At 73.9% G+C, this 15,898-nt stretch carries 17 protein-coding genes; 10 read left to right on the top strand and 7 right to left on the bottom strand.

Annotated elements, in window-relative coordinates; all coding sequences use genetic code 11:
* The first annotated feature begins 62 nt into the window (after positions 1 to 62).
* Positions 63 to 1,001 (top strand): 1-phosphofructokinase, encoded by a 939-nt coding sequence (gene pfkB, locus D1J60_RS14825; RefSeq protein WP_125821416.1) that lies wholly within the window; start codon positions 63 to 65, stop codon positions 999 to 1,001.
* A gap of 85 nt (positions 1,002 to 1,086) precedes the next feature.
* On the opposite strand, the gene D1J60_RS14820 is transcribed toward pfkB, so the two are convergent.
* Positions 1,087 to 1,875 (bottom strand): DUF6227 family protein, encoded by a 789-nt coding sequence (locus D1J60_RS14820; protein ID WP_125821415.1) that lies wholly within the window; start codon positions 1,873 to 1,875, stop codon positions 1,087 to 1,089.
* Between the two features lie 192 nt (positions 1,876 to 2,067).
* On the opposite strand from D1J60_RS14820, the gene D1J60_RS14815 reads away from it, so the two are divergent.
* A complete protein-coding gene (locus D1J60_RS14815; RefSeq protein WP_125821414.1) occupies positions 2,068 to 2,706 on the top strand; it encodes a vitamin K epoxide reductase family protein in 639 nt (212 codons plus the stop codon).
* Between the two features lie 138 nt (positions 2,707 to 2,844).
* Here D1J60_RS14815 and D1J60_RS14810 read toward each other — a convergent pair whose 3' ends face one another.
* Positions 2,845 to 3,246 (bottom strand): rodlin, encoded by a 402-nt coding sequence (locus tag D1J60_RS14810; RefSeq protein WP_125821413.1) that lies wholly within the window; start codon positions 3,244 to 3,246, stop codon positions 2,845 to 2,847.
* 281 nt (positions 3,247 to 3,527) lie between these two features.
* Between D1J60_RS14810 and D1J60_RS14805 the strand changes: the two genes are divergently transcribed.
* Positions 3,528 to 4,022, top strand: coding sequence for a hypothetical protein (locus D1J60_RS14805; RefSeq protein ID WP_125821412.1), 495 nt, complete (start codon positions 3,528 to 3,530; stop codon positions 4,020 to 4,022).
* A gap of 166 nt (positions 4,023 to 4,188) precedes the next feature.
* Complete coding sequence (locus D1J60_RS14800) at positions 4,189 to 4,431, top strand: chaplin (protein WP_125605056.1); 243 nt, start codon at positions 4,189 to 4,191, stop codon at positions 4,429 to 4,431.
* 78 nt (positions 4,432 to 4,509) lie between these two features.
* Here D1J60_RS14800 and D1J60_RS14795 read toward each other — a convergent pair whose 3' ends face one another.
* The 5 genes from D1J60_RS14795 to D1J60_RS14775 form a co-directional block, all read right to left on the bottom strand.
* Positions 4,510 to 4,854, bottom strand: a complete 345-nt coding sequence (locus D1J60_RS14795) for a hypothetical protein (RefSeq protein ID WP_125821411.1) — start codon at positions 4,852 to 4,854, stop codon at positions 4,510 to 4,512.
* A 199-nt stretch (positions 4,855 to 5,053) separates the two neighbouring features.
* Complete coding sequence (locus D1J60_RS14790; protein ID WP_125821410.1) at positions 5,054 to 6,274, bottom strand: chaplin; 1,221 nt, start codon at positions 6,272 to 6,274, stop codon at positions 5,054 to 5,056.
* A gap of 125 nt (positions 6,275 to 6,399) precedes the next feature.
* Positions 6,400 to 6,633: a chaplin gene (locus tag D1J60_RS14785; RefSeq protein WP_125819553.1), complete on the bottom strand. Its 234-nt coding sequence runs from the start codon at positions 6,631 to 6,633 to the stop codon at positions 6,400 to 6,402.
* 279 nt (positions 6,634 to 6,912) lie between these two features.
* On the bottom strand, positions 6,913 to 7,323 hold the full coding sequence (locus tag D1J60_RS14780) for a rodlin (protein WP_125603605.1): 411 nt from the start codon (positions 7,321 to 7,323) through the stop codon (positions 6,913 to 6,915).
* Between the two features lie 118 nt (positions 7,324 to 7,441).
* Complete coding sequence (locus tag D1J60_RS14775; RefSeq protein WP_125821409.1) at positions 7,442 to 7,690, bottom strand: chaplin; 249 nt, start codon at positions 7,688 to 7,690, stop codon at positions 7,442 to 7,444.
* A gap of 103 nt (positions 7,691 to 7,793) precedes the next feature.
* On the opposite strand from D1J60_RS14775, the gene D1J60_RS14770 reads away from it, so the two are divergent.
* The 6 genes from D1J60_RS14770 (at position 7,794) to D1J60_RS14745 (ending at position 15,859) form a co-directional block, all read left to right on the top strand.
* Complete coding sequence (locus D1J60_RS14770) at positions 7,794 to 8,969, top strand: DUF3344 domain-containing protein (protein WP_125821408.1); 1,176 nt, start codon at positions 7,794 to 7,796, stop codon at positions 8,967 to 8,969.
* Positions 8,970 to 9,015: 46 nt separating this feature from the next.
* Positions 9,016 to 10,206 carry a glycosyltransferase family 4 protein gene (locus D1J60_RS14765; protein WP_125824035.1) on the top strand — a complete coding sequence of 397 codons (1,191 nt, stop codon included), beginning with the start codon at positions 9,016 to 9,018 and terminating at the stop codon, positions 10,204 to 10,206.
* Between the two features lie 2 nt (positions 10,207 to 10,208).
* Positions 10,209 to 11,729 carry a sugar transferase gene (locus D1J60_RS14760; RefSeq protein WP_125824034.1) on the top strand — a complete coding sequence of 507 codons (1,521 nt, stop codon included), beginning with the start codon at positions 10,209 to 10,211 and terminating at the stop codon, positions 11,727 to 11,729.
* Positions 11,730 to 11,731: 2 nt separating this feature from the next.
* Positions 11,732 to 13,114 (top strand): O-antigen ligase family protein, encoded by a 1,383-nt coding sequence (locus tag D1J60_RS14755; RefSeq protein WP_241253273.1) that lies wholly within the window; start codon positions 11,732 to 11,734, stop codon positions 13,112 to 13,114.
* A gap of 290 nt (positions 13,115 to 13,404) precedes the next feature.
* Positions 13,405 to 15,093, top strand: coding sequence for a lipid II flippase MurJ (locus D1J60_RS14750; protein ID WP_241253563.1), 1,689 nt, complete (start codon positions 13,405 to 13,407; stop codon positions 15,091 to 15,093).
* The gene (locus D1J60_RS14745) at positions 15,083 to 15,859 is read left to right on the top strand and encodes a polysaccharide deacetylase family protein (protein WP_125821407.1); all 777 of its coding nucleotides are present in this window, start codon (positions 15,083 to 15,085) and stop codon (positions 15,857 to 15,859) included. The genes D1J60_RS14750 and D1J60_RS14745 overlap by 11 nt, the downstream gene beginning before the upstream one ends.
* The last annotated feature ends 39 nt before the right edge of the window (positions 15,860 to 15,898 follow it).

Raw genomic sequence — 15,898 nt, 5'->3', positions numbered from 1 at the left:
TAGGGTCGGGCGAAGCGGCGGAATCAGGTATCGAACGGACACGAATCCACAGGCGGCTCGCAATGATCCTCACGGTCACCCCCAACCCCTCCCTCGACCGGACCTACGAGGTCCCCTCGCTGGATCGCGGCGCGGTGCTCCGGGCCGCGGGGGAGCGGGTCGACCCGGGCGGCAAGGGGGTCAACGTCTCCCGGGCCGTCGCGGCGGGGGGCGGCTCCACCACGGCGGTCCTCCCGCTGGGCGGCTCCGCCGGCACCCTGCTCCTGGAGCTGCTCACCGCCGAGGGTGTGGACGTCACCGCCGTCTCCATCGCCGGCCTGACCCGCTCCAACATCGCCGTCGTGGAACCGGACGGCACCCTCACGAAGATCAACGCGGCCGGCCCGGAGCTCTCCGCCCAGGAGTCCGGCCTCCTGCTCGACACCGTCCGCGGCTCCGCCGGGGCCGACTGGGTCGCCTGCTGCGGCAGCCTGCCGCCCGGCCTGGACCACCGCTGGTACGCCGAACTCGTCGCCCGCGCCCGGGAGACCGGGGCCCGCGTCGCCCTGGACACCTCCGGCCCCGCCCTGGCGGCGGCCCTGCCCGCCCGCCCCGACGTCGTCAAGCCGAACGCCGCCGAGCTCGCCGAGGCCGCGGGCCGCCCACTGTCCACCCTCGGCGACGCCGTCAAGGCCGCCGAGGAACTCGTCAGGCGCGGCGCCGGCGCCGTCCTGGCCTCCCTCGGCGCGCAGGGGCAGCTCCTGGTCACCGCCGACGGCGCCCACCACGGCACGGCCCCCGTCACGGCGGTCCGCAGCGACGTCGGGGCCGGCGACGCCGCCCTCGCGGGCTTCCTGACCGCCGGGGGCGACGGCCCCGCCGCCCTCGCCGCGGCCCTCGCCCACGGCGCGGCCGCCGTACAGCTGCCGGGGAGCGTCATGCCGGGCCCGGCGGACCTGCGCCCCGAGTCCGTCCGCATCACCCGGGACCTGCCGCTGGACCTCCCGCTGTCGGCCGGCTGACGGCCACCGCGGCCGACACGGCGACGGCCACCGCGACGGCCACCGCGACCTTGACCGCCGGCCGTCCGCCGCCGGCGGCCCCGCGTCAGCGGACCCGGGCCCGCACCTCCATCGCCCCGCGCGCGGCGGCCTCGCTGTCGTAGACCTCGCACATGTGCCGCCCGTCCGGAGTCGCCGTGTGCTCGACCTCCCACAGGCTGAACTCGCTCCCGTCCAGCAGTACGAAGGCGTGCTCGTACAGGCTGAAACCGGCGTCCCGCCCGTCGGCCAGGCACTGCCGGCCGCCGAACGCCTGCGTGATGTGGTGCGCGTACGCCGAGCGCAGCAGCACCGCCACCGCCTCGCCCGGCCGGTCGGCGTTCTCCGCGCGGCGCAGCACCCGACGGGCGTGGTCGGCGGACTGCTCCACCGTGTACTCGCGGCGGCGCTGCTGGGGCGAGGGAGCCGCGAACAGCGCGCTCAGCACCGCCAGATCACCCTCCAGGCCGTCGTCGCCGTCCCCCTCCCCGTCGCCCGGCCCGGGGGCCTCGGGCAGCACCGGATCCGCCGGGGACTCCCCGAACAGCCGGGCCACCGCCAGCCCCAGCCCGTCCTTGCTCTCGAACACCTCGTGCCGGGTGCCGCGGTCGCCCCCGAGCCGGTAGGCCAGCTCCCACAGGGACGCCGCCTCCCCGTCGGGCAGCAGGTAGGTGTGCCGGTGGGTCTCCCGCCACAGCCCCGCCGACGGGCTGTGGTGGGTGGTGTACAGCGAAGAACTGTGGGCGAGCGCCGTGCCGAGGCGCTCGACCAACCTGTCCGGCAGGTCGAAGGAGTTGAGGGCGCGGCCCAGGAGTCGCTCGAGGTGCGCCTCGGTTGTCTCGTACGGATCGCTCAAGGTGGGTCTCCAGGCCGTCGCTGCTTGTCACTTCGCGGAAGCACAACGTAGCCCCTGGTGCTGACATCACGTCCGGGATTCGGTAAAACGTCCGGGAAGCATCAGGGGTTCCCGCCACACCTTCAGGTCAAGTTGGGTACGGATGGCCCGGGTTCGCGGCGGTCCGTCACATTGCGCGGGAGCATGGGCGGTATGGCAACGAACACAGTGGGCGTCCCCCGCCAGCAGGGCCGCCCCCGCATCCGCCCCGAGGGCGAACCGGGCGCCTCCCGGGGGCTGGCCTGGCTGCTGGTGGTCACCGGGGCGGCCGGACTGCTCGCCTCCTGGGTGATCACCCTGGACAAGTTCCTCCTGCTGGAGGACCCGGACTTCAAGCCCGCCTGCAGTCTGAACCCCGTGGTGTCCTGCGGCAGCGTCATGCAGAGCGAGCAGGCCTCCGCCTTCGGCTTCCCCAACCCGATGCTCGGGCTGGCCGGTTACGCCGTCGTCGTCTGCGTCGGCGCGGGCCTGCTGGCCGGCGCCCGCCACCGGCGCTGGTTCTGGCTGGGACTGAACGCCGGGACCCTCTTCGGCACCGGCTTCTGCGCCTGGCTGATGGTCCAGTCGCTGTACGAGATCAACGCCCTGTGCCTGTGGTGCTGCCTCGCGTGGGTGGCGACCCTGCTGATGTTCTGGGCCGTCACCGCCCGCAACGTCCGCACCGGCGACCTGCCCGCGCCCGGCCCGCTGCGGGCGCTGTTCACCGACTTCGCCTGGGCGCCGCCCGCCGTGCACACCGGCGTGATCGGGATGCTGGTCCTGACCCGCTGGTGGGACTTCTGGACGGGCTGAGCCGGCGACGCGGGGCGTAGGCGCACCAAGGGCCCCGGCGGCTGGACGCCGCCGGGGCCCTCGTCACTTCGTCACCGCGTCACTTCGCTCCACGGGCGCCGGTGCGCGCCCCGCCCGGAAGGGGTCGAGCGGAGGAGGTCAGCTGCCGATCGAGCCGTTGCCGGAGAGGACCGGGATGTTGCTCAGGATGTGGGAGAGCGGCTCGTCACCCTTGGCCTGGGTGGAGTTCTCGGTGCACTGCTGGTTCTGCGGGTTGGACAGGACGTTGATGTCCTGGACGCCGATGTTGAGCGCGGCGATGAGCGACTGGGCGTTGACCTTCGCGGGCAGGCCGATGCAGGGCTTGTTGAGGGTGCCCTGGACCAGGCCGAGCTGGGGGCTCATGTCGCCGGTGGTCTTCTGGTTGCCGTAGATCTGCTGGGCACCGTTGCCGTTGACCGTGTTGATCCCGTTGTCGTTGCCGATGGCCATGGCGGGAGCGGCGCCCGCGCCGACGGCGGCGGCGGTGACCGCGGCGGCGGCCATGATCTTCTTGAGCATCATTGATCCTTTTGTCGCACGAGTGCCCGCTTGTGGAGCGCCCTGATCAACCGGCCCTCCGCGGGGTTGGTTCCGCTCCTTCACTCGATCGGCCCGTTCGGGGCGGCGTTTTCCCCGGTCCGGGTGAGACGGCTGCGGACGCCTGCGCGAAGCCCGTACGCAGCCCCCAGTGGCCGCCCCCGCGCTCAAGATCGTGTTGCGCTCCGTAGACGGCGTCCGCACGGTGGGTGAGGAATCGGATTGTTCCCGTCCGCTTTCGCGACCACCCGAAGGAAGCCCCCATGCGCACGAAGCCGTCCCGCCTCCGCGTCCTCGTCCCGTCGGCCCTCGCCGTCGTCATACTGTCCGGCGCGGCCGCCCCCGCGGTGGCCGCCGACGGCGGCGGCGCCGCGGCGGCCGTCGAAGAGCGGGCCGCCGCCGTGCAGGAGCGGATCGACCGGCTGGAGGAGGTCAGGCAGGCCGTCCCCGAGCAGGTCGCCGCAGGCCCGATCGACGACCTCCTCGCCGGCCTGACCAAGACCCTGGGAGACCTGCTGAACTCCCTCACGGGCCTGCTGGGCGGGGTGAAGCTCCCCGAGATCAAGCTGCCGGAGATCAAGCTCCCCGAGATCAAGCTCCCGGAGGGCCTCCCGTCGGTCAACCTCCCGGCGATCCCGGCCGTCCCGGCGATCCCGGCCACTCCGGCAGCCCCGGCCCTGCCGGCCACCGGGGTGATCCCCGAACTGCCCGACATCCCGGATGTGCCCGACATCCCCGACATTCCCGTCCGCAGCTAGGCGGTGACGGCGGGGTCAGGCCGTCGGCATGGTTACGACTATTGGGCTGAACAGGTCTGGTTCGGGTTCACTTCGGGTCGTGGCCGTGTCGTCGGGGAAGCTGGACCGTTTCGCTTCCTGTGAGCCCCGGATCGGGGCAGGACATCGAAGAGAAGGTGCACTTCCCATGAACACTGCTGCCAAGAAGGCCGCTGTGGCCCTGGCCTCCGCTGGTCTCGCCGTCGCCGGTGCCGCCGGTGCCGCCTCCGCCGACGCCGGCGCCGAGGGCGCGGCCGTGGGCTCCCCCGGTGTCCTCTCGGGCAACCTGGTCCAGGTCCCCGTCCACGTTCCGATCAACGTGTGCGGCAACTCCGTGAGCATCATCGGCGCGCTGAACCCCGCGTTCGGCAACGTCTGCATCAACGACTGACGCACGCGTCAGTCCGCACCACACGACTGTGGGCGCCTCCGGCATCGCCGGGGGCGCCCACAGTCGTTCCCGGGCAGCTCAGTGCTGGCCGCCGTTGAGCTGTACGCCCCCGAGCAGCGGGGAGACCTTGGTGGCCCCGTTCGCCAGGCCCAGCAGCTCGCCGGGGGCGTTGTTGCGGAGCTTGTTCACGCCATCGGCGGCGCCGACGACCTTGCTCACGGTCTCACCCTGCTCGGCGAGTGCCATGCCCACGGTCTCGGGAGACGAGGCGACGACGGGCTCGACGGCGCTGAGCGCCGTGTTCCATCCGGCCGACAGGCTCATGGGGGGACCGGCGGGCGCCTCCGCCGCGAAGGCGGGGGCCGCCGCCCCGAGCGCGGCGACGGAGCCGGCGACGACAGCGGCGGCCTTGGAAAGCTTCATTATCGAAAATCCTTTTCTCTTCGTGGACAGAGGTGCCTGCGGCGACCCTCGCGCCGCTTTCGACCTGGCTAACGATTACCGGCCGCTGCGGAAACGCGGGGCCGGGCGCACGGAAGCGGCCGGAGAATCCGAGAGGGGATTCTCCGGCCTGCATTTCTTCTGATTACCGGTATTCCCGGTCAGTCGGTCTCAGCCGGTTTCAGCCGATACGGGACCTGCGGTACAGAATCGAGCCGCCGAGGATGAGGGCCGAGGCGAGGGCCGCCATCGCCGAGACCTCGCCCGCTCCGGTGGCCGCCAGCTCCGGAGCGGCCGCCCGGGCCGGAGCCGGGACGTGGGCCGGCGGGGCCGCTTCGGGGGCCGGTGCCGGGGCGGGAGCGGCCGCCGGGGGCAGGTGCACCGGGAGGTCGCCGGCCGGGGCCGCCGGGGGCTGGTCCGCCGGGCGGACGACCTCCGGGACGGGGAGCGGCGCGGGCGCGGGCCACTGCGGCTGGCTGCCGTGCGGCGGACGCGGGGCCGGGACCTCCGCGGCGGGGGCCGCCGGGACGGGCGCGGGGAGGGTGTGGGGCTGCTCCTCGGGCTGCGGCACCTCCTGGACGGGCGCCGGCGCGGGGACCGGGGCGGGCTGCGGCGGGGGAGCCGGCACCGGAGCGGGCTGGGGTGCCGGCTGCGGGGCGGGGACCGGGGCCGGGGCGGGGGCCGGGTGCTCCGCCACGGGGCCGGGCTTCGGCTCGGGATGGGGGGCGGGCCGGGGCTCCGGCTTGGGCTTCGGGTGCTGCGGCGCCGGGGCGGGTGGTGCCGGGTGCGGTGCCGGGTGGGGCGCCGGGTGCTCCGCGTGCGGGGGCTGCTGGGGCGGGTGGTCGTCGCACTCCTCGCCGTTGTCCCCGGAGCCGTTCCCGCCGTAGCCGCCCTCGTCGCCGCCGTCCTGGTGGTGGCGGGGCGGCGCGGGGAGCTCGTGGCGGGGCGCCTCGTGGCGCGGGGCGGCGTGCTTGGGGGCGTGCGCGCGGGGTTCCTCGTACCGGCGCTCTTCCTCGTGGCGCTGGCGGGGCAGCGCGTGCCGGCCGCCCTGCTGCTCGTCGAGGTAGCGCTCGAAGGCCGCTCGGTGCTCGGGGCTCAGGTACCGCTCGTAGTCGCGGCCGCCGTCGTCACCGGCGTGGGATCCGGTGGAGCTGACGCAGGTGTTCCCCATCGAGGGGTTGAGGGCCGCACCTCCGTCCACGCTGTTGCCGCACAGGTTCGGTGTGACCGTGATCGGTACCGAGACGCTGTTGCCGGACAGCACACCCGGCGAATGCGAGGCCTCGGCCATCGCCCCTGGATGCGCGCAGGCCGCGCCGGTCGCGATCGACAGCAGGCTCGATGCGGCCGCAGCGGTGAGCACCCCCTTGCCCAGTACCTGTCGGCTCAGTACCTGTCGCATGGGTCCTTCCCTGTCCACCGGCGCGTGGGCCGGTACTGAATCGAAGGTGGCCTCGGAGTGCACCGCCGTGCACTCCGAGGCCACCCCGAGGAGGTCTGCCCCGCCCTCGCGGGCCGAGGGCTACGTCAGGCGTTGACGCAGGTGTTGCCGAAGGCCGGGTTCAGGAGGCCGACCAGCTGGGCGGTGTTGCCGCAGATGTTCACCGGGATGTGCACGGGAACCTGCACGAGGTTGCCGGAGAGGACGCCGGGGGAGTCCTTCGCGACCCCGCTGGCACCCGCGTCGGCCATGGCCGGGGAGGCGACACCGGCGGCCATCATCGCGCCGGCGGCCAGCACCACTGCCTTCTTGTGCTTCATTTTCTTTTCCAATCCTTCCCGCAGAGGTGTATCCGCTGCAAAAACAACAACGAGTGGGTCCGGGAAAAGAAACCGGGAATTTCCCGGGGTTCCCGCGTAATTCACTCCGATGCCCAAGGCGGTCGATCCGAGCCGATCGGGCCCGATCAATACCGCTCCCGCCGTGAATTCGGACCGTTAATCGGGGGCATCGGAAGGGACCGGAATTGCGTGGCCCCGGCATGCGGCGAGGCCGCCGCGACCCGGGGGTGCGACGGCCTCGCTCGGGGTGTTGCGCGATCAGCTGCCGGCGGAGACGTTGCCGGAGAGGATCGGGATGTTGTCCAGGATGTGCGAGAGGGCCTCGTCGCCCTTGGCCTGGGTGGAGTTCTCGGTGCACTGCTGGTTCTGCGGGCTGGACAGGACCGGGATGTCCTGGACGCCGACGTTGATGAGCGCGAGGATCGACTGCGCGTTGACCTTGGCCGGGAGGGCGATGCAGGGCTTGTTGAAGGAGCCCTGGATCAGCGCCATCTGCGGGCTCATGTTGCCGTAGGTGGCCTGGTTGCCGTAGATCTGCGCCGAGTTGTTGCCGTTGACGGTGTTGATGCCGTTGTCGTTCCCGACAGCCATCGCCTGCGGGGCCATGGCGGCGCCGAGGCCCACGGTGGTGGCGGCAACCGCTGCGCCGGCCGCAAACTTCTTGATCATTATCGTCCCTTTTTTGCAGGATTGCCCGGTACTGGAGCACCCGGATCAACGCCCTCGGCCCGGCTCGGGTTGCGTGGCTTCACCCGGATGCCGCCGTTTCGGGCGGTGCGGTTGACGTTCAGGCGTTCACGCAGGTGTTGCCGAACGTGGGGTTCAGCAGCGCGATCACGTTGACGGTGAGGCCGCAGACGTTCACCGGGACGTCCACGGGGACCTGGACCAGGTTGCCGCTCACCACACCGGGGGAACCCGCGGCGACGCCGTCCGCCGAGGCGCCGCCGTGCGCGGAGGCGAGGCCCGCGCCGCCCATCAGCATCGCCGCGCCCGCGACCGCCACGGTGCTGCCGCGCATCAGCCTCTTCTTCATCTCCGTATTTCCTTTCGGTTCGAACGATGGTGCACCGGCATAACGACCCGCCCACGGAGAGGGTGCGTGCTATCGCCCAAAAGGCCGTACGAGCGAGTCCGACGTGATTTCCAGCCCGATTTCTGACAAAGTTCACTCCTGTTTTGTCCCCTTGATCGAAAATGGAGACAGGGTCATGGGTTCCTCCCGCAGAATCCTCGGCACACTCGGCCTGCTGTCCTGCCTCACACTTTCCGCACACCTGCCCCAGGCGGGTGCCGCGGTGGCCGCCGGGGCGCGCGAATTGCCCCGGGTGCCCTTCACGCAGCGCTACCAGGCCGTCCAGCACGGCGGGCTGGTCAGGGCCTCCAACTCCGCCATCAGCTGCCGCCGCGAGGAGACCGACCAGGCCGAGCCGTGCGCCGAGGTCAAGAAGGGCGCGGCGGGGGTCAACGGCGACTTCGAGATGTTCTACGACGAGGTCGACAAGGACCCGGACACCTACAACTCCACCCGGGCCGAGCTCAAGGTCCCGCAGGGCGCGAAGGTCTCGTACGCCCGCCTGTACTGGGGCGGGAACCTGCGGGTGGGGGAGCAGAAGCCGCCGGAGGACAACGGGCGGGTGCTGGTCGCCGAGCCCGGGGGCGCGTACAAGGCGGTGCTGGCCGACACCGTGATCGGGCACCACACCGACCAGGGCAGCGACGCGTACCAGGCCTCGGCCGACGTCACCCCGATGGTGCGCAAGGGCGGGGCGGGGATGTGGACCGTGGCCCAGCTCAACGTGGCCATGGGCCACTCGGAGGTGGGTGCCTGGGGCGGCTGGACCCTGGTCGTCGCGTACGAGCACCCGCAGGAGCCGCTGCGCCGCGTCTCGGTGTGGGACGGCTTCGAGTCGCTGGCCGCCGGCGCCGGCGAGGCGGCGGGGGAGACGGTGGAGGTCGCCGGCCTGGACGTGGCGCCCGGCGCGTCCGGGAAGGCCGGGGTGGTCGCCTACGACGGGGACCGGGGAGCCCTCGGGGACTCACTCACCGTGACCGCCGACAGTGGCCGACGGGTCAACGTCAGTGATTCAGAAAATCCTTTTAATGATGTTATGAATTCCACGATCACGGAATTCGGACGTCCCTCGTTCGTGCGACAGCCCGAACATATGAATAATCTCGGATATGACGCGGACGTGTTCGACCTGAGTCCCGCCCTGTCCGGTGGCGCCCGCAGCCTGAGCTTCAAGTTCGCGGGCGAAAGCCAAGGTCAATTCCTCGGTGTGCTCTTCGTTCAGACAGACGCGCGCCGCTGAACGCAGGAGACCACTCCACGTGCCGAACCACCCCTCGCCGGACCCGATGCCGGACCCTTCGCCGGACCCGTCACAGGCCGCTCCAGGTTCCCCCTTCACCGTCCTCCACCTCGTCCAGCCCGTCGACGGAGGCGTCGCCCGCGTCGTCGCCGACCTCGCACGGGCGCAGACCGCCGCCGGCCTGCGCGTCCTCGTCGGCTGCCCGCGCGGCGGACAGCTCGCCGACGCCGCTCGCGACGCCGGAGCCGAAGTGCACACCTGGCGCGCCGGACGCTCCCCCGGACCCGGGCTGCCCGCCGAAGTCCTCGGCGCCGCCCGGCTGGTCGGGCGCCTCGGCCCCGACCTGCTGCACGCCCACAGCGCCAAGGCCGGACTCGCCGGACGCCTCGCCGTACGCGGCTCCCTGCCGACCGTCTTCCAGCCCCACGCCTGGTCCTTCGACGCCGTCAGCGGCACCACCGCCGCCCTCGCGCTGCGCTGGGAACGCCTCGGCGCCCGCTGGGCCGACCGGGTGCTCTGCGTCAGCGAGGCCGAACGCCGGGCCGGCGAGTCCGAAGGGATCACCGCCCGCTGGGCCGTGATCCGCAACGGCGTCGACCTCACCCGCTTCCACCCCGCCCGCGGCCGCGACGGCGGCCGCGCCGAAGCCCGCACCGCACTGCGGCTGCCCGACGGCGGACCCCTCGCCGTCTGCATCGGCCGGCTCTGCCCCCAGAAGGGCCAGGACGTCCTGCTGCGCGCCTGGCCGGAAGTCCTCGGCGCCGTCCCCGACGCCCGCCTCGCCCTCGTCGGCGACGGCCCCGACGCCGAACGGCTGCGCCGCACCGCACCCCCCGGCGTCCACTTCGCCGGGGCCGCCGCCGACATCCGACCGTGGCTTCGCGCCGCCGATCTCGTTGTACTGCCGTCGCGGTGGGAAGGCATGGCGCTCGCCCCGCTCGAAGCCATGGCCTGCGGCCGCCCGGTCCTGGTCTCCGACGTCAGCGGTGCCCGGGAGAGCCTGCCGCCAGGCCAGGGACGGCTCTGCCTGGTACCGCCGGAGGACCCGACGGCACTGGCCAAGGCCCTGGGACGGCTGCTCGCCGAACCGCGGCTGCTCACCGAACTCGGGGAGCAGGCCCAGCAACACGCCCGGACCGAGTTCGACGTGCGGCGGACCACGGACGCGGTCACCGGCCTGTACCACGAACTGCTGGGCAGGCCCCGGCCCTTGAACCAGGAGCGCATCAGCCGATGACGATGGACAGCGCACCCGCCCGGCACACCGGGCAGGGCGGCACGGGGCACGCCGGCGGCAGCGCCTTCGCCCCCGCGGCTCCCGCCGAAGCCCGCCGTGCCGTGACCGCCATCCACCCCCCGCGCGGACCCCGCGCCGACCGGGCCCGCGCCGCCGTCCGGCCGCAGCGGGCCCGCCGCCACGAAGGCGTCACCGCGCTGCTGACCGCCGACGCGCTCGCCGCCGCCGTCACCGCGACCACCCTGCCCGCCGGCACCCTGCCCCCCGAAGCCGTCCTGCCCGCCGCCGCCCTCCTCACCGCCCTGCACGCACAGGCCGGCCTCTACCGGCCCCGCCTCGCCCCCTCCGCACTGCGCGAACTGCCCGCCCTCGCCGGACGCGCCGCCGTGCTCTGGGCCGGGGCCGCCGCCCTCCTCGCCGCCGCCGCACCCCAGCGCGCCCTCGCCTGGAGCGCGCTCCTCGGCGCCATCGGCCTCCAGGTCGTACTGGCCTGCGCGGGACGCGGGTTCGTCAACCAGCTCCGCCGCCGCGCCGCCGTACGACGGCCCGTCTCGGCGCTCGTCGTCGGCCCCGGCGAGGGCACCGGCGCCGTCGCCGCCGCCCTGCACGGCCGCCCCGAGTACGGACTGCGCCCCGTCGGGATCGCCGACACCGCCGCCCCCGCCGGCGGGGAGCCCGGCCAGCTCCCCGTCCTCGCCACCCACGAGGACGTACGCCGCGCCGTCATCCAGAACACCGTCCGGCACGCCGTCTTCACCTGTCCCCCCGAGGCCGACGAACGCACCGCCTCCCTGGTCCGGCTCTTCCACGACCACGGCTGCCGGCTCTGGCTCGCCGACCCCGCCGGGACCGCCAAGGTCACCGGCATGCGCGTCGCGCAGCCCGCCGACCAGCTGTGGGGATACGCCGTACAGCCGCTGCTGCCGCGCCCCTCGCGGCCCCTGGAACGCGCCGCGAAGCGGGCCATCGACTCCTGCCTCGCCGCCCTCGCCCTCCTCGCCGCCGCCCCCGTCATGGGCCTCTGCGCCCTCGCCGTCCGGCTCTCCGACGGACCCGGGGTGATCTTCCGGCAGGAGCGGGTCGGCCTCTACGGACGCCCCTTCACCCTGCTGAAGTTCCGCACCCTGCGCGCCGACGAGCACGAGTCCGCCACCCGCTGGACCGTCGCCGGCGACCGCCGCATGAGCTGCGTCGGCTCCTTCCTGCGCAAGTCCTCGCTGGACGAGCTCCCCCAGCTGTGGAACGTCGTACGCGGTGACATGAGCCTCGTCGGCCCGCGCCCCGAACGGCCTTTCTTCGTAGCCAAGTTCAGCACCGTCCACCCCGGCTACGAGGCACGCCACCGGATGCCCGTCGGCATCACCGGCCTCGCCCAGATCAACGGACTGCGCGGCGACACCTCCATCGAGGACCGGGCCCGCTTCGACAACCACTACATCGACACCTGGTCGCTGTGGCAGGACCTGTGGATCCTGGCCCGCACCGCCGCCTCCTTCTTCCGCTTCCGGCTGGGAGGGAGCTGAGTATGACCCTCACCGCGACCGCCCCGGTACGCGCCCTCGACACGGGCGCGCTGCGCCGCCACTGGCCGCTGCTGCCCCTCGCCGCGACCGTCCTGTTCCTCCTCGCCCCGCTCCCCGCCGGCGACGCGACCGCCTCCGGCAAGGTCGGCCCGGCCGACGCCGCCTCGCTGCTGCTCGTCCTCGTCTGCGGGATCCAGGCCCTGCGCGGCCGGGTGCGGACCCTGAGCCCGCTCGGCGTGCTCGTGCTCGGCGCCCCCGGCGTCGGGCTCGCGGTGTCCACGATGACCGCCGGCGACCCGTACGCCGCCCTCCCCGGCTTCGTGCGCTACCTCCAGGTCTTCGTACTCGTCCCGGCGGCCGTGGTGCTGCTGGTGCGCGACGCCCGCGAGTTCCGGATCGCCGCCGGCTGCTTCGTCGTCCTGGCCCTGGTCCAGGGAGCCGTGGGCGTCGTCCAGTACGCCACCCAGACCGGCGCCTCGTACCAGGGCGCCAACGTCCGCGCCGTGGGGACCTTCGGCCCCGGCGACGTGATGGGCATGGCCACCGTCGTCGCGTACGGCCTCGTCGTCGCCACCGCCGCCGCGCTCGCCCCGGGACTGCCCCGGCGGATCCGCCGCACCGCCGGGGCCTGCGCCCTCGTACTGGTGGTGCCGCTGGTGCTGTCCTTCAGCCGCGGTGCCTGGATCGCCACCCTCGGGGCGGCGGTGCTGGTCATGGCCATGGCCGGGATCCGGCGGGCCCTGCGGGTGCTCGTCGCGCTGGCCGCGCTGGGCGTCGTCCTCGTCGGCGGGCTCGGCGTCGGCTCCGAGATGGTCGCCGAGCGGCTCACCTCCATCACCCAGGTTTCCAGCGCCCCCGACCAGTCCGTGACCGACCGCTACACCATGTGGGCCGCCGCCGAGTCGATGTGGCGGGAACGCCCGGTGGCGGGGGTGGGCCTCAAGGGCTTCCCCGCGCACCGCGACGGCCACTCCTCGCTGGGGCTGTCCTCCGGCAGCGACACCGCCGGCGCCGGCCAGGCCTTCATCAAGCAGCCGCTGCTGTCCCCGCACAACATGTACCTCCTCATCCTCAGCGAGCAGGGCCTGATCGGCCTGCTCGCGCTGGCGGGCGGCTGGGCCGCGCTGCTGGTCGCCGGGCTGCGGCGGTGCGCGGTGGGCACCGACCGGGCCGTGCGGGACTGCGGGCTGATCGCGACCGGGCTGTTCGTGTGGCAGCTGACCGACTTCCTGTACGCGGACATCGGCGGGCCCTCCACCGTGCTGACCGGCGTGATCATCGGACTCGCGGCGTGGTGGGCCCTGCCCTCCCCGGGGTTCGCCACGGACACCGGCTCCGCGCCCGGGAGCGGCCCGCTGGCCGCCGAGGGACCGGCCGGCCGGTGACCGACACGACTCCCTGGCGGCGGCCCGCGGCCGCGGCGACCGAAGTCGCCGCGGCCGCGGGCTCCGCGGGTACCGCCCCGGCCGTCCCCCCGGCCGGCCGCGGCCGCACCACCCCGGACCCGGCCCCCGGCCCGGGCGCGCCGGATCCCGGAACCCCTGCGGGCCCGCCCGCGGCGGCACCGGGATACGACGGCCCGCGCCGGGCCGGCACCCCGGCCGAACAGGGCGCGGTGCGCGGCCAAGGAGCGGGCGCGGTGCCTGACGGAGTACGGCGGGCCGGGCGGGCCGGCGTGCGCGGGGACGCGCGGCCCGGCACGGGCGGCACCGGTGAGAGCGGCGGCGGCACCGCGCCCCTCGGCCGGTTCCTCGCCAAGGCCGCCGCCGTCACCGCCGGACTGACCGCCGCCGGAGCCGTGTTCGGACTCGTACGCGACCAGACCATCGCGCACCTCTTCGGCGCCGGCCACGACAGCGACGCCTTCCTCATCTCCTGGACCGTCCCCGAGATGGCCTCGACGCTCCTCATCGAGGACGCCATGGCCCTGCTGATGGTCCCCGCCTTCAGCCACGCCCTCGCCCGCCGAGCCGCCAGCCGCGCCGGCCTCACCCGCCGCGAAGCCCGCGCCGCCGACCCCGTACGGCTCCTCGTCGGCGCGACCCTGCCCCGGCTCGCCGTGTTCCTCGCCGCCGTGGCCTCCGTCCTCATCGTCGCCGCACCGCTCGTCGTCGGCGTCCTCGCACCCGGCCTGCCCGACCCCGAACTCGCCGTCCAGTGCACCCGGATGACCGCCCTCACCGTCATCACCTTCGGCATCGCCGGGTACTTCAGCGCCGCCCTGCGCGCCCACCGCTCGTTCCTGCCGCCCGCCGCGATCTACGTCTCCTACAACGTCGGCATCATCGGCACCATGGTCGCCCTCCACACCCTGTGGGGCGTCCGGGCGGCCGCCGCCGGAGTCGCCGCCGGCGGGCTGCTGATGGTCCTCGTCCAGCTCCCCGCCTTCATCCGCAACGTCGGCTTCGCCCCCAGCCGCGCCAAGGGCGCCCCGCGCAGCCAGCGCGACCGCGACCGGCCCACCCTCATCGCCTTCGGGGTCATCGCCCCCGTCATCTTCTTCGCCGTCTTCCGGCAGTCGCAGGTACTCGTCGAACGCTTCCTCGCCGCCTCCCTCCCGCCCGGCGCCATCTCGCACCTCAACTACGCGCAGAAGGTCGCGCAGATGCCGATGGTGCTGTCCCTGATGATCTGCACCGTCACCTTCCCCGTCGTCGCCCAGGCCATGGCCGGCGGGGAACGCGAGAAGGCCCGCAGGCGGGTGGAGCAGGACCTGGCGCTGGCCTCCCTCGCCGTCCTCATGGGCACCGCCCTGGTCATCGGCTACGCCCCGCAGATCATCCAGGTGCTCTTCGAACGCGGCGCCTTCACCCACCAGGACACCCTCGCCACCGCCTCCGCGATGCGGGTCTACGGAGCCGGCCTGCTCGGCCACTGCCTCGTCGGCGCCCTGTCCCGGCCCTTCTTCTCGACCGCCCGCCCGACCTGGTTCCCGGCGCTCGCGATGGCCGCCGGACTCCTCGTCAACATCGTCGCCGGAGCCCTCGCCGTCGGCTGGTGGGGCACCTACGGCATCGCCGCGGCCAACGCCGCCGGCATCTCCACCGCCGCCGCGCTGCTCCTGACCGGCCTCGGCTCCCGCATCATCGCCATCCAGGTCCGCCGCGTCGCCGTCAGCATCGGCCGGCTCGCCGTCGCGGCCGCCGCCGCCTGCGGCACCGGCTGGCTCGCCGGCCCGATGATCGCCGACCCGCTCGTCAGCGCCGCCCTCGGCTGCCTGCTCGTCCCCGCCATGTTCGGAGCCACCGGAATGGCCATACGGGCGCTGGAGATCACCGCCCTGCCCGGCCAGATCGCCCAGCTCGGCACCCACACCGCCAACCGGATCACCCAGCTCACCCAGAGGTTCCGCAATGCCCGCTGACACCGACACGGCCCCCGCCGCCGTGACGGGCCCCGCCCGCCGGAGCCCGGCCCCGTGGGTCCTGATGTACCACTCGGTCACCGAGTTCACCGACCCCGCCGAGGACCCGTACGGGATCACCGTCACCCCCGCCGCCCTGGAGGCCCAGCTGCTGTGGCTGCGCGCCCGCGGGCTGCGCGGCGTCGGCGTCGGCGAACTGCTGCGGGCCCGCGCCGCCGGACGCGGCCGCGGCCTCGTCGGCCTCACCTTCGACGACGGCTACACCGACTTCCTGACCCGCGCCCTGCCCCTGCTGCGCCGGCACGACTGCACGGCCACCCTGTTCGTGCTGCCCGGCCGGCTCGGCGTCGACAACGTCTGGGACCCGCTGGGCCCCCGCAAGCCCCTCCTCACCGCCGAGCAGATCCGCGAAGTCGCCGCCGCCGGCCAGGAGATCGGCTCCCACGGCCTGCTCCACCAGGACCTCACCGCCGCCCCCGACGACGTACTCCAGCAGGAGCTGCGCGGCAGCCGCGAGCTGATCCGCGAGCTGACCGGCACCCTCCCCGACGGCTTCTGCTACCCGTACGGGCACCTCGACGCCCGGGTCGTCGAAGCCTCCCGCGCCGCCGGCTACGACTACGCCTGCGCGATCTCCCCCGGCCGGCTCACCGGCCGCCACGCCCTGCCCCGCACCCACGTCAGCCAGGCCGACGGAGCCGCACGGCTGCGCGTCAAGCGGCTGCGGCACCAGGTGCGGGAGCTGCGCGGGCGGGTGCTGCGGTGAAGGGCGTCAGGGGCGTCAAGGGCGTCAAGGACCTGGGCG

The sequence above is a fragment of the Streptomyces sp. W1SF4 genome (assembly GCF_003950035.1).
In the GTDB taxonomy this organism is placed as follows: Bacteria; Actinomycetota; Actinomycetes; order Streptomycetales; family Streptomycetaceae; genus Streptomyces; species Streptomyces racemochromogenes.
The sequence above is the reverse complement of the archived record's forward strand: the minus strand, read 5'-3'. Positions and strand labels throughout refer to the sequence as shown.

Coding starts and splice junctions, on each gene's coding strand:
- D1J60_RS14785 (WP_125819553.1), bottom strand. CDS start 6,633: ATGAAGCACAAGAAGGCAGTGGTGCTGGCCGCCGGCGCGATGATGGCC.
- D1J60_RS14760 (WP_125824034.1), top strand. CDS start 10,209: ATGGACAGCGCACCCGCCCGGCACACCGGGCAGGGCGGCACGGGGCAC.
- D1J60_RS14780 (WP_125603605.1), bottom strand. CDS start 7,323: ATGATCAAGAAGTTTGCGGCCGGCGCAGCGGTTGCCGCCACCACCGTG.
- D1J60_RS14775 (WP_125821409.1), bottom strand. CDS start 7,690: ATGAAGAAGAGGCTGATGCGCGGCAGCACCGTGGCGGTCGCGGGCGCG.
- D1J60_RS14745 (WP_125821407.1), top strand. CDS start 15,083: ATGCCCGCTGACACCGACACGGCCCCCGCCGCCGTGACGGGCCCCGCC.
- D1J60_RS14755 (WP_241253273.1), top strand. CDS start 11,732: ATGACCCTCACCGCGACCGCCCCGGTACGCGCCCTCGACACGGGCGCG.
- D1J60_RS14815 (WP_125821414.1), top strand. CDS start 2,068: ATGGCAACGAACACAGTGGGCGTCCCCCGCCAGCAGGGCCGCCCCCGC.
- D1J60_RS14805 (WP_125821412.1), top strand. CDS start 3,528: ATGCGCACGAAGCCGTCCCGCCTCCGCGTCCTCGTCCCGTCGGCCCTC.
- D1J60_RS14765 (WP_125824035.1), top strand. CDS start 9,016: ATGCCGGACCCTTCGCCGGACCCGTCACAGGCCGCTCCAGGTTCCCCC.
- D1J60_RS14795 (WP_125821411.1), bottom strand. CDS start 4,854: ATGAAGCTTTCCAAGGCCGCCGCTGTCGTCGCCGGCTCCGTCGCCGCG.
- D1J60_RS14810 (WP_125821413.1), bottom strand. CDS start 3,246: ATGCTCAAGAAGATCATGGCCGCCGCCGCGGTCACCGCCGCCGCCGTC.
- D1J60_RS14790 (WP_125821410.1), bottom strand. CDS start 6,274: ATGCGACAGGTACTGAGCCGACAGGTACTGGGCAAGGGGGTGCTCACC.
- pfkB (WP_125821416.1), top strand. CDS start 63: ATGATCCTCACGGTCACCCCCAACCCCTCCCTCGACCGGACCTACGAG.
- D1J60_RS14800 (WP_125605056.1), top strand. CDS start 4,189: ATGAACACTGCTGCCAAGAAGGCCGCTGTGGCCCTGGCCTCCGCTGGT.